Genomic DNA, 12,024 nt, shown 5'->3' on the forward strand with positions numbered 1-12,024 from the left:
AGTCGGTCCACCGCCGCCTGCTGCGCCGCCCGCACCACCCGCCGCCCCGGTCCGCACCGAGGCTCCGGAAGTCAGCCTCACCAAGGCCAGGCCCGTCAGCCTCACGAAGGGCCAGAAGGTCACCCTGCGCAAGGACGGCGGCGTGGCTCTGACGGTCATCCGAATGGGCCTCGGCTGGGACCCGGTGACCACTCCGAAGAAGGGCGGATTGTTCGGCGGCGGCGGCCGAGCCGCGAACATCGACCTCGACGCGTCGGCGATCATGCTCGCCGACCGCAACGTCAACGATGTCGTCTACTACGGGCAGCTCAATGCCAAGGACGGTTCGATCGTGCACCAGGGCGACAACCTCACCGGCGAGGGCGAGGGCGACGACGAGGTGATCGTGGTCGACCTGACGCGGGTGCCCAAGCACGTGACCGGCATCGTCTTGACGGTGACCTCGTACCGCGGTCAGACGTTCGAGCAGGTCGCGAACGCTTTCTGCCGTCTGGTCGACAACACCACCAACACCGAACTGGCCCGCTTCACCCTGCAGGGTGGCATGCCGTTCACCGGTCTGGTGATGGCGAAGGTGTACCGCCAGGGCAGTGAATGGAAGCTCCAGGCCATCGGCGACGGCATCCAGGCCAAGCACGCCGGTGAAGCCGTCAAACAGCTCGGCCGCTATATGTGACCGGTCGCCGGGCGGTCCGATCCGAAGCGGTCCGATCTGCAGCGCCGTCGAGCACGCCACCGAGCGGGTCGACGGCGCTGCCGTTTCGAATCAGATCCTCGGCCGGACGGTAGATCTGCCGAACGATCAACGCGCACAACCCGATCACGGCAACATCGCGCACCACGACGGTCGCGGTGAACCACTGTTCGGGGAGGCCCTTGTTCTCCACACCCAAGTAGTAGTACATCCGCGGGAACCAGACGAATGCGTCGATCGTCATCCACGCCAACAGAATTCGACGATGCGGTAGTGCCAGTACGGCCAGCGGAACCAGCCACAGCGAATACTGCGGGCTCCATACCTTGTTGGTGAGCAGGAACCCGGCGACCACGAGGAACACCAGTTGCGCGAGCCGCGGCCGCGTCGGTGCCGTCGTGCCGATGTACGCGATGAGCGCACACACGAGGGCGAACAACACGAGCGTCACGGCATTGAGCACCAACGGTTTGTCGCCCGGGTACAGGGGACCGTCGAAACCGGTCCAGCCGGTGAACGAGGTGACGACGTTGTACAGCGAATCCGGGTCGGCACCGCGCTCGGAATTGAGCCGGAAGAATTCGTACCACCCCGACGGATACAGCAGCGCGAGAGGAAGATTGACCGCCAGCCAGGCACCGATCGCGGCGCACGCAGTGATGCCCCACTCCCGCATCTTGCCGGTGCGCCAGCACAGCACCAGCAGGGGTCCGAGGAACAGGAGGGGATAGAGCTTGGTGGCACCGCCGAGACCGATCAGAACCCCGGCCAGAACCGGCCGCTTCTTGGCCCACGCCAGCAAACCGGTGAGCGCGAAAGCCGTTGCGAGAGCGTCGAAATTGGTGAATCCGTGCACGATCACCAGCGGCGACACCGCCACGAGGGCGGCATCCCAGATACGGCGTCCGGCAGCTATGGCGGTGGCCCACACGGTGACCAACCAGGCGACGGCCAGGCCCAGGGCAACCACGTTGAAGTAGACGACGACCGGCAACGCCTGCGGGAGGAAACTCAGTGAGTTCCAGGCCTTTCCGACGACCATGGAGCCGTACTGGTAGAGCCCCGCGATCACCGGGTACTCCATGTACCGAATCTGACTCGACCCGTCGGCCTTGGTTTCTTCCCAGGACTTCTTGTACGGGAACGCACCTTGATCGAGTCGTTCCGCCCCGTAGAGCGGCACGGTGTCGGAATAGCACATCGCCACGTACTGACGACTGCCACTCCAATCGAGTCCGAGTTCGCCGCCCGGTCCCACCGGTGCCTGCTGGATACACGCAGCCTTGGCGAACCAACCGAAGCTCAGGAAGATCACCGCCAGCAGCAGAACGACCCGTAGCGCGGTGAACCAGCGCTGCCGACCGACCAGCGCGTGCTTCCCGATCGGACCGCCGATGACCGAGGACAGTTCCTCGGTCATCGGATCGGTCCGACTGGGCAGGTCGCGGTCGGCGGCGCTCGCCGAATCGAGGCGACCCGGGCTCGCCACTGCTCGACCCTTGCGGTCGGGTTCGGTCGTCACCGCCGGCGTCGCTACTGCCCGGGCGTTGCCGGTTCGGGCGCTGCCGGTTCAGGTGCCGCCGGTTCGGGTTCTGCGGGCTGCGCCGGTGCCAGTCCGGGCAACGGGATGGTCACGCCGGGCAGAATCTCGACCTGCCGCGGAGTGATGACGACCGGCGGCGAGATCTCCGTCGGAATCGGCAAGGTCACCTGCGGCGGAGCTGTCGATGGTGCCACCGTGGCCGTCGGGGCCGGAGCGGAGTACTGCGGCACACCGGCCTGACCCGCAATGGCCTCGGGCGTCGGGAAGGTCTCGTTCGAGGTGCCTTCCAACGTGCCGTCCATCGTGTCTTTCCAGATGTCCGACGGTATGCCCGATCCGTAGATCGGTCCGCCGTAGCTGTTCTCCAGCGGCAGACCCTGCTCGGTACCGACCCACACGGCGGTGGACAGCGACGGCGTGTAACCGACCATCCAGGCGTCCTTGTTCTGCCCGGTGTCTCCGAGCTGAGCGGTACCGGTCTTGGCTGCCGACTGGCGACCGCCTGCGAGGTTGTGACCGTTGGAGTAGCCGGCGATCGGGCGCATCGCCGAGGTCACGTTGTCCGCGACCGCGGCCGAGACGACCTGCTGGCCGGCTTCGGGAGCACGGTCGAGCAGCACGGTGCCGTCGGCGGTGACGACCTTCTGGACGAAGTGCGGCGTGTGATAAACCCCGGACGCAGCCAGTGTCGCGTAGGCCGAGGCCATGTCGATGACGCGAGATTGGTACTGGCCGAGCACGACTCCGTAGTTGGGGCCTGCGTTGTCGGGCTCGGTCAGGGTGGGGCCGACGCCCTCGATCTCCTGCGGGATACCGAGCTTGTGCGCCATGTCCGCGATGGCCTGCGGGCCGTTGTCCATCCCGAGCATCATTCGATAGAAGCTGGTGTTCAGAGAACGCTTCAGCGCTTCGGCGATGGTGCACGTTCCACAGGAGGCGCCCTCGACGTTGCTGATCTCGATGCCGTTGACGTCGAGCGGGGAGCTGTCGTACATCTTCGAGAGCGGAATGCCCTGATCCAGCGCAGCCGCCAGACCGAACACCTTGAACGACGATCCGGTCTGCAAGCCGGACTGGGCGAAGTCGAATCCTCGACCGTCCGCGCCGCCGTAGTACGAGCGAACTGCACCGGTGCGCGGATCGATCGACACCGAGGCCGTCCGCAGCTCGGACGGTTCACCCTCGAGATTGCTGGTCGCGGCATCCACCGCGGCCGCCTGGGCCTTCGGATCGATGGTCGTGGTGATCTGCAGGCCCTCGGTGTTGAGGTCCTGATCACTGATACCGACAGCGGACAGCTCGCGCAGCACCTGGGCCTTGATCAAGCCGTCCGGCCCGGCATCCTGGGCGTCGCCGGTATCGACCTGTGCGCTCGGGACCACTGCCGGGAACATCATCGCTCCCCGCTGGGTCGCGTCGAGCTGCCCCTGCGAGACCATGCCGTCGAGCACGTAGTCCCAGCGAGCTTGCGCGCCGGTGGGGTTGAACTCGGGATCGAGATTGGACGGCTGCTGGATGACCGCCGCCAGGACCGCACCCTCTTCGACGGAGAGCTGATCCACGGACTTGCCGAAATACGCCGTCGACGCCGCTGCGATGCCGTACGCACCGCGACCGAAGTAGATGGTGTTGAGATACGCAGCGAGAATGTCGTCCTTGGACCACTGACGCGCCATCTTCGAGGAGATGACCAGCTCACGCATCTTGCGGGTCAGCGTCCGATCGTTACCGACCAACGCGTTCTTCACGTACTGCTGAGTGATGGTCGAACCGCCGCCGGCGCTGTCGCGTCCGAGCACATTGTCACGGACGGCTCGGCCGAAGCCAGTCACCGAGAATCCGGGATTGGAGTAGAAATCGCGGTCCTCGGCCGAGAGCACGGCGTTACGCACATGCTCCGGAATCTGGTCGATCGTCACATCGGTGCGGTTGCCCTCGGGTGGCACCACCTTGCCGAGCACACTCGAGCCGTCGGCGGCGAAGATCGTGGCGACCTGGTTGGTCCTGATGTCGCCGGGACGCGGCACGTCCTCGACGGTGTACGCCACCATGAACGCCAGGATCGGCACGATAAGACCCAGGGCGATCAACGCGTACATCGTGCGTCGAACGACCCGCCACTTGGACTTCTTCTTCGTTTTCGCGGCGGGACCTCTTTCGGGCGGCTCGGGCGGTTCGCTGCCCGAGGAGAGAACTGATGGATCGTTCGGTTCGTGGGGTGGTGGCACAGAGCCGGACCGAGTGACGCCCGTCGGGGCAGCGGATCGAACCGGAGGCGCGATGGGCGGCTCTCCGTACCGACGCTCGCCGTAGGGACGTTCGCCTGCAGGACGTCCACTCACCGGATCCACCGGCGGCCTGCCCTGAACGGGTCGGCTCTGCGGCGGCATCGGAGGACGACCCTGCGGAGGCATCGGGCGTTGACCGGGAGGAGGTCCCGGACGCTGACCGGGAGGAGGCATCGGAGGACGACCCTGCGGCGGCATCGGACGCTGACCGGGAGGGGGTCCCGGACGCTGACCCGGAGGAGGTCCCGGACGCTGACCGGGAGGGGGTCCCGGACGCTGACCCGGAGGAGGTCCCGGACGCTGACCGGGAGGAGGCATCGGAGGACGACCCTGCGGCGGCGTAGGACGCTGGCCGGGAGGGGGTACCGGGCGACGCCCGGGTGGATCGGAGTGTCGACTGCCGCGGGGCGGCCCGGGCACGTCGGGACGCCGTCCGGAGTCGCTACGGCCCGGTTCGTTGCTACCCGGGTTGTTGTCGTAGGGGGAACTCACGTACGAATCTCCAGTAATTTCGGCGGCCGCGTCGAATTCTCGGTGGACGAGATAGGCAGAGCGATTGTGTCACTCACTCGCTGTTCGACGGTTCGGTTGACGGGAACCCGACCGCGGACGACGGGGTTGCTTGGGCGCGGGGACGGCCCCGAGGACATAGGACTGGACGAGGTGGTTCCAACTGCACGACCTACACACCTCGACCACATGGACCGAGAACTCCTCCTGGGTCGACGCGAGGCGGACGAGTTCGTCCGCTGTTCTCGCCGACCCGGACAGGGCCCCGAGCTTCTCGCCGAACACCCAGGACACCAGCGTGAGCTGCTCCTTGCGGCAGATGGGGCACACCACGTCGCTGCCACGTCCATGGAACTTGGCAGCGCGAAGCAGGTACGGATCTGCATCACAGACCGCTGCGACACCCGTCCTACCGGAGTAGACCTCGGCCAGCAGCGACCGACGCTGAAGGGCGTAGTCCACCACCTGTCGCTGAAGTCGCACGAGGACCAGAGTACGTGCGGCCCCTCCGATGCGGACCTGCGAACCCCGCCTCGGCAGCGAGCAGGTCCTGTTTCGGCCTCGGGACACTGCGCTCCACCTGTGCCGACGATCGCTGCGTGCAGGGCTCGATCCGCGGCGCCCAGGTCCGTCCGGTCCCTACACTCGCTCGCATGTTCGCCACATCGGGAATCCACGTGCGGCCCCGACGGGACAGTGACCTGAGCACCCTCCTACCCATCCTGCAACGTACGCACGAAACGCAGCGCTATCCCATGCGCGCAGCTGCGGTGCGAGCCGACTGGCTTGCTGCACCGAACGAACTCGCAGCCTGGGTCGCCGAATACGAGAACGCCGTCGTCGGACATGTAGCGCTGCACCCGACGGCATCACCGGAACAGGATCCCGGTGCGGACGATGCGAGCGCACAGTGGCAGCGAGCAACCGGGGTCGCTGCCGATCGACTCGCTGTCGTGTCGCGGTTGGTGACCGACGGCTCCGTACCGGGCAGCGGAACGACGTTGCTCGCACATGCAGTGAATGCGGCACGGGACGAAGGACAGGCACCGGTGCTGCTCGTCGATCCGAGCAGCGCCGCTCTCGGCTTCTACCGCAGGCGAGGCTGGCACCGAATCGGGACGGCTGCGCAGCAGTGGGGCGAGTACCGAGTCGACGCAGTACTCATGGTGGCACCGGTTCGCTGAACCGATCATCCGTCTGCCTCGCGGTGCAGGCCAATCCACGATTGCAGTCGCGAGCGGACTCATCCGTCGGCGATGCGTCTATGGACTTGTCGCCGTCGATCGAGGTCGTCACGCGGTCGTGGTGTCGACCGGTCCGCTCGGGATCGCTCTGCCGATACTCCGCACCGAGTTGTCAGAATATGTATCGGCGCGATACATTCTCCGATAGTGCGGTCAATCGCATCGCCATGATGTGATCGTTTGGATTCGAGAAGGGGGAGTTGCATGCTCGAGCTCGCAATTCTCGGACTGCTTCTCGAATCACCCATGCACGGTTACGAGCTCCGCAAGCGGCTGACCGGCCTGCTCGGAGCTTTTCGAGCGTTTTCGTACGGATCGCTGTACCCGGCACTCCGTCGACTTCAAACCGACGGTCTCATCGCCGAGGACGCCGGTCCCGACTTGCTCGTGAAGAGACGAGCAAAACGGGTGTATCAGCTCACCCCTCTCGGCAGGGAACGATTTGCCGAACTGGTGGCCGACACCGGACCGCAGAACTACACCGACGACGGATTCGGCGTACATCTTGCCTTCTTCAGTCGGACTCCCGCGGAAGCTCGAGTCCGCATTCTCGAAGGCAGACGTCGCCAGGTCGAGGAGCGCCGAGAAGGCCTCCGCGACGCTGTGGCCAAGGCGAACGGGACACTCGACCGCTACACCAGGCAGCTACACCAGCTCGGTCTCGAATCGAGCGAACGCGAGGTGCGCTGGCTCAACGAAGTCATCGCAGCCGAGCAGGCCGAACCCAACCCAGCACCGTCCCACACAGCACCAAACAGGACAGTCAAGACAGAAGGAGAACCCGACCATGGGTGAGAACAACAACGCAATCCGCGTGGCCATTGTGGGTGTGGGCAACTGCGCCTCATCCCTGGTCCAGGGTGTCGAGTACTACAAGGACGCGGACGAGAACGCCACCGTCCCCGGCCTCATGCACGTCATGTTCGGCAAGTACCACGTCCGCGACGTCGAGTTCGTCGCCGCGTTCGACGTGGACGCCAAGAAGGTCGGCTTCGATCTCTCCGAGGCCATCTTCTCCAGTGAGAACAACACCATCAAGATCGCCGACGTGCCCCCGAAGGACGTCCACGTCCTGCGCGGACCGACCCTCGACGGCCTCGGCAAGTACTACCGCGAGACCATCACCGAGGCCGACGGCGACGCCGTCGACGTGGCGCAGGCCCTGCGCGACGCCAAGGTGGACGTGCTCGTCTCCTACCTCCCCGTCGGATCCGAAGAAGCCGACAAGTTCTACGCACAGGCCGCCATCGACGCAGGCGTCGCCTTCGTCAACGCGCTGCCCGTCTTCATCGCATCGGATCCCGTCTGGGCCAAGAAGTTCGAGGACGCAGGCGTCCCCATCGTCGGCGACGACATCAAGAGCCAGGTCGGTGCCACCATCACCCACCGCGTCATGGCCAAGCTCTTCGAAGACCGCGGTGTGCAGCTCGACCGCACCATGCAGCTCAACGTCGGCGGCAACATGGACTTCCTCAACATGCTCGAGCGCACCCGCCTCGAGTCGAAGAAGATCTCCAAGACCCAGGCCGTGACGTCGAACCTCCAGAAGGAATTCAACGCCAAGGACGTCCACATCGGACCGTCCGACCACGTCGGCTGGCTCGACGACCGCAAGTGGGCCTACGTCCGCCTCGAAGGCCGCGCCTTCGGTGACGTTCCCCTGAGCCTCGAGTACAAGCTCGAAGTATGGGACTCGCCCAACTCTGCAGGCGTCATCATCGACGCAGTCCGCGCCGCCAAGATCGCCAAGGACCGCGGCATCGGTGGACCGGTCATCCCGGCTTCGGCCTACCTGATGAAGAGCCCGCCGAAGCAGCTGGCCGACGACGTCGCTCGCGAACAACTCGAAGCGTTCATCATCGACGCGTAAACCCCAGCGGCACTGACGCCCGCCGGTCCACTCAACGTGACATTGACCCCCCAAAAGGCCACCAAATGTCACATTGAGTACCGGCGGGCGTTCGCTTATCCGGCTGCGGTGATTTCTCGCGGATCGAATGTCACCGTGATTTGCTTGATTTTTCCGTCCTCGATTCGCTGCCAATTGGCGGTGCTCGCCGGAGATGCGATGGACGTGTGCAGATCGAACCACGTCAGTACGTTCGGGCCATCGACGAAGACGTGGGCGATGTCGATGCCGGTGACGATCTCCGACATTCCTTTCAATCCGGCCACACATTCCGCGCCGTTGGCTGCTGTGCCCAGTGGGCCCCGGAACGTCGCGTCCTCGTGCAGGATCGACGCCAGGGTGTCGAAATCTCTGCTCCTCCAGGCCTCGAAGTAGGTCGCTGCAACTTCTTTCGGTGTCTGTGTCATGACATCGAGTCTCGAACTGGCCGATCCAGAAGTCCAACAGTTGGTTGCGATCATCATCAGAACTTCTACTCATAACTGCAGCTAGGCAATACGCGCTATCGTTCTCCGGTGGCCATCGATCCCACTTCCACGCATCCGGTCCTCGAACGCGTCCGCGCACTGGCGTTCGCCTATCCAGAGGTGTCCGAGAAGATCTCCCACGGACGTCCGACCTTCCGCACGGCCTCGGTGTTCGTCTACTTCGGCGGTGGCGTCAAGGGCGGCGACCAATACGACCTCTCGATCCTCGTCAAATGCGAGAGCGCCGAGGAACAGCGCGCCTGCGAACTCGAACCCCGCTACTTCCACCCCGCCTACCTCGGCCCCGCCGGCTGGGTGGGATTCGACCTCAGTGATGCCGACGACGAACTCTGGGCCGAGGCCGCCGAACTGATCGACTGCAGCTACCGCGTCACAGCCCCGAAGCGAAACATCACCAGACTCGACGCCGGTGAGGGCCCGAATCTGGGGGTTCAGCAATGGAATTGAGACAGCTGGAGTACTTCGTCGCGGTGGCCGAGGAAGCGAACTTCACTCGCGCCGCAGCCAGAGTGCACATCAGCCAATCCGGCGTCAGCGCCCAGATCCGAGCGCTCGAACGCGAACTCGGAGCCGAGTTGATCGACAGATCAGGTGGCACAGCAACATTGACCACCGCAGGTCAGGCCGCGCTGCCGCAAGCCCGTGCGACGCTGGCCGCTGCCGGCTCGGTCAAGCAATCCGTCGACGACGTTGCCGGACTCCTGCGCGGATCGCTGCGCGTCGGGATGGTCACCGCCTGCACCGTCCCACAACTGTTCGACGCATTGGCCCGCTTCCATTCGGCGCACCCTGGCGTCGAACTTGCTCTCCACGAGGACAACTCGGACCGACTGGTGGCCGATGTGCGCGCCGGAGAACTCGACATCGCACTGGTCGGTGTCGCAGCTCGGGTGCCGGACGGAGTGGAATCGATGGTGGTGATCGAGGAGCGGATCGTTGCGGCCGTTCCACCGCAGCATCCTCTGGCAGCACAGGACACGGCGACGTTGGCGCAGGTGTGTGAACACCCGATCATCGCCCTTCCCCCCGGCACCGGGATCCGTGCCGTGTTCGACCGGGACTGCTACGGAGAAGGCCTCGCACCGCAGATCACGTTGCGGGCCAGCGCTCCCGACGCCGTGGCCGACCTCGCTGCCCGCGGCTTGGGGGTGGCGATCCTCAGCGCATCGATGGCGGAGTTCTACGGCGACAAGCTCGTCGCGGTCGAGCTCACGGACTCGCACACCACCGCGCTACTGGCACTGGTGTGGCGGCCCAGAATGGGTCCGGCGCTGACCGAATTGGTTGCGGTGGCGACGCGCAGCTTCAGCGAATCCTCTTGACGGTGAACCACAGTGCGATCAACAGACCCAGCAGCGCCACTGACGGCACCACACCGGGATCACCCCCGATGATCCCGACGACGGCAACGATCAGAGCCAAGAGCGCGAAGAACCCGAGGATCCCCGCGAGCAACTGAAGGTGGTCCTGCGCCGTCACGACTTGACGCCGCCCGCCGTCAGTCCGGAGATGATGCGGCGCTGGAACAGCAGCACCATGATCACCAGGGGAATGGCCACGATGGTGCCCGCGGCCATGATCGCGGCATACGGCACCACGAGCGGATCGTTACCGGTGAACCGCGCGATGGCCACGGTCACCGGTTCGGTCCTGTCACTCGAGAGCTGACTGGCGAGCAGGTACTCGTTCACCGCGGCGATGAACGCGAGGATCGCGGTGGTGAACAACGCAGGTGCTGCGAGTGGGAGCATCACCAGTCGAAACGCTTGGAATCGTCCGGCACCGTCGATCCGTGCGGCTTCTTCGAGCTCCCAGGGCAATTCGGCGAAGAACGCCGCCAGCGTATAGATCGTCAGCGGTAGGACGAACGAGATGTTCGGGATGACCATCGCCTGGTAGCTGCCGATCCAGCCGATGTTGGTGAAGAACTGGAACAGCGGGGTCACCAAAGCGACCACGGGGAACATCGACGCACCCAGGATGATGCCCGTCACCACGTACTTGAAGCGAAAGTCGATGCGCGAGAGCGCGTATGCCGTGAAGATGCCGATGACCAACGCGATCAGCGTGGTCGCGCCGCCCACGATCAGGCTGTTGCCGACCGCACGCAGAAAATTGTTGCCGTTCGCCGTCGACAACGCGTTCTCGAAGTTCTCCCACGTGACGTGCGTCGGCCAGGGCGTCGTGTCGAAGGTGTACCGCGGGTCGCGGAATGCGGTAACGACCATCCAATAGAACGGTGCCAGTCCCCAGACGAGAATGACGACGACACCGAGATAGATGCGAGCTTGCTTCACCGGCCGGGCCCCTTGCGCTGATTGTCCTGAGTGGCAACGGCATTGGCACCGAGGAACTTCACCAGGATGAACGCCACGACGAAGATCATGATGAACGAGATGGTCGACAACGACGCAGCACTGTTGAATCCCTGCCGAATCTGATCCACCACCAGAATCGAGATGGTCCGCGTGGCGGGATTGCCCTCGGTGAGGATGGCCGGCAAGTCGTACATACGCAGCGCGTCCATGGTGCGGAACAGAATTGCCACCATCAACGCGGGCTTGACCAATGGCAGTGTGATCTTGGTGAACCGTTGCCACGCCGACGCGCCGTCCACGCGAGCCGCCTCGTAGACGTCGGTGGGAATCATCTGCAACCCGGCCAGGATCAGCAGCGCCATGAACGGCGTCGTCTTCCACACGTCGGCGATGATGACGGCGAAACGAGCGGGCCAGGCGTCGCCGGTCCACAGAATGTTGGTTCCCAGAATGCGATTGGCGATGCCGTCGTACGCGAAGATGAAGTACCAGAGCTTGGCCGTGACGGCCGTCGGGATCGCCCAGGGAATCAGGATCGCGGCGCGCAGCAGGGCTCGTCCGGCGAAGGTCTTGCCCATGATCACTGCCATTGCGAAGCCGATGACCACCTCGATGGACACCGTCACGACGGTGAAGAACGCCGTGTTTCCGACCGCACCCCAGAACTGAGAACCGAGGGTTCCCGGCGGGCAGGGCACCGATGTGCCCGACGCCGAGGTGCACTGCTGCAGAAGCCAATGCGTGTAGTTGTCGAAGCCGGCAGAACCGCCGGAGACGAACATGCCGGTGGAGGGATCGAGACCGGGATCCTTGGAGAAGGACATCACCAGCGCACGGATCACCGGGTAGACGATGACGATCGCGAGGATCACCATCGTCGGTGCGATCAACAGCCACGCCCGACCCTGCGTCAGGCCGAACCGCTTGTTCTTGGACCGCACATGCCGACCGCGGCCGGGGGACGAGCCCCCGGCCGCGGTGGTTGCGGCGGCCCCACTGGTCACACCAGCAGGTACAGCCATTGGTTCTC

At 64.8% G+C, this 12,024-nt stretch carries 13 protein-coding genes; 6 read left to right on the top strand and 7 right to left on the bottom strand.

Annotated elements, in window-relative coordinates; genetic code table 11:
- A partial coding sequence (locus tag CH295_RS09055) for a TerD family protein (protein WP_170945833.1) occupies nt 1-676 on the top strand: 676 nt, incomplete at its 5' end.
- Here CH295_RS09055 and CH295_RS09060 read toward each other — a convergent pair.
- The 3 genes from CH295_RS09060 to CH295_RS09075 form a co-directional block, all read right to left on the bottom strand.
- Nucleotides 651-2,114 (bottom strand): glycosyltransferase family 87 protein, encoded by a 1,464-nt coding sequence (locus CH295_RS09060; protein WP_094740590.1) that lies wholly within the window; start codon nt 2,112-2,114, stop codon nt 651-653. The two genes, CH295_RS09055 and CH295_RS09060, sit on opposite strands and share 26 nt — an antisense overlap.
- A 113-nt stretch (nt 2,115-2,227) precedes the next feature.
- Nucleotides 2,228-4,336 (bottom strand): transglycosylase domain-containing protein, encoded by a 2,109-nt coding sequence (locus CH295_RS09065; protein WP_094632235.1) that lies wholly within the window; start codon nt 4,334-4,336, stop codon nt 2,228-2,230.
- A gap of 750 nt (nt 4,337-5,086) precedes the next feature.
- On the bottom strand, nt 5,087-5,518 hold the full coding sequence (locus CH295_RS09075; RefSeq protein ID WP_170945834.1) for a DUF5318 domain-containing protein: 432 nt from the start codon (nt 5,516-5,518) through the stop codon (nt 5,087-5,089).
- A gap of 170 nt (nt 5,519-5,688) precedes the next feature.
- On the opposite strand from CH295_RS09075, the gene CH295_RS09080 reads away from it, so the two are divergent.
- The 3 genes from CH295_RS09080 (at nt 5,689) to CH295_RS09090 (ending at nt 8,149) form a co-directional block, all read left to right on the top strand.
- Nucleotides 5,689-6,219 (top strand): GNAT family N-acetyltransferase, encoded by a 531-nt coding sequence (locus CH295_RS09080; RefSeq protein WP_094740475.1) that lies wholly within the window; start codon nt 5,689-5,691, stop codon nt 6,217-6,219.
- A 264-nt stretch (nt 6,220-6,483) separates the two neighbouring features.
- Nucleotides 6,484-7,074: a PadR family transcriptional regulator gene (locus tag CH295_RS09085; RefSeq protein ID WP_094632231.1), complete on the top strand. Its 591-nt coding sequence runs from the start codon at nt 6,484-6,486 to the stop codon at nt 7,072-7,074.
- Nucleotides 7,067-8,149 (top strand): inositol-3-phosphate synthase, encoded by a 1,083-nt coding sequence (locus tag CH295_RS09090; RefSeq protein WP_032396939.1) that lies wholly within the window; start codon nt 7,067-7,069, stop codon nt 8,147-8,149. The genes CH295_RS09085 and CH295_RS09090 overlap by 8 nt, the downstream gene beginning before the upstream one ends.
- A 95-nt stretch (nt 8,150-8,244) precedes the next feature.
- Here CH295_RS09090 and CH295_RS09095 read toward each other — a convergent pair whose 3' ends face one another.
- Complete coding sequence (locus tag CH295_RS09095) at nt 8,245-8,595, bottom strand: nuclear transport factor 2 family protein (RefSeq protein WP_094740476.1); 351 nt, start codon at nt 8,593-8,595, stop codon at nt 8,245-8,247.
- 108 nt (nt 8,596-8,703) lie between these two features.
- Between CH295_RS09095 and CH295_RS09100 the strand changes: the two genes are divergently transcribed.
- Both CH295_RS09100 and CH295_RS09105 read left to right on the top strand, forming a co-directional pair.
- Nucleotides 8,704-9,123 carry an MmcQ/YjbR family DNA-binding protein gene (locus CH295_RS09100; RefSeq protein WP_094740477.1) on the top strand — a complete coding sequence of 140 codons (420 nt, stop codon included), beginning with the start codon at nt 8,704-8,706 and terminating at the stop codon, nt 9,121-9,123.
- Nucleotides 9,114-9,998, top strand: coding sequence for a LysR family transcriptional regulator (locus CH295_RS09105; RefSeq protein ID WP_094740478.1), 885 nt, complete (start codon nt 9,114-9,116; stop codon nt 9,996-9,998). Before CH295_RS09100 ends, CH295_RS09105 begins: the two co-directional genes overlap by 10 nt.
- Here the strand turns inward: CH295_RS09105 and CH295_RS27755 are convergent.
- The 3 genes from CH295_RS27755 to CH295_RS09115 are packed head-to-tail and all read right to left on the bottom strand — an operon-like array spanning nt 9,982 to nt 12,016.
- Nucleotides 9,982-10,155 carry a hypothetical protein gene (locus CH295_RS27755; RefSeq protein ID WP_170945835.1) on the bottom strand — a complete coding sequence of 58 codons (174 nt, stop codon included), beginning with the start codon at nt 10,153-10,155 and terminating at the stop codon, nt 9,982-9,984. The genes CH295_RS09105 and CH295_RS27755 overlap by 17 nt on opposite strands.
- Nucleotides 10,152-10,973: a carbohydrate ABC transporter permease gene (locus CH295_RS09110; RefSeq protein ID WP_027495053.1), complete on the bottom strand. Its 822-nt coding sequence runs from the start codon at nt 10,971-10,973 to the stop codon at nt 10,152-10,154. Before CH295_RS09110 ends, CH295_RS27755 begins: the two co-directional genes overlap by 4 nt.
- Nucleotides 10,970-12,016, bottom strand: a complete 1,047-nt coding sequence (locus CH295_RS09115) for a carbohydrate ABC transporter permease (RefSeq protein ID WP_170945836.1) — start codon at nt 12,014-12,016, stop codon at nt 10,970-10,972. Before CH295_RS09115 ends, CH295_RS09110 begins: the two co-directional genes overlap by 4 nt.
- Between the last annotated feature and the right edge of the window lie 8 nt (nt 12,017-12,024).

This window comes from Rhodococcus sp. 14-2483-1-2 (assembly GCF_002259405.1).
Taxonomy (GTDB): domain Bacteria; phylum Actinomycetota; class Actinomycetes; order Mycobacteriales; family Mycobacteriaceae; genus Rhodococcoides.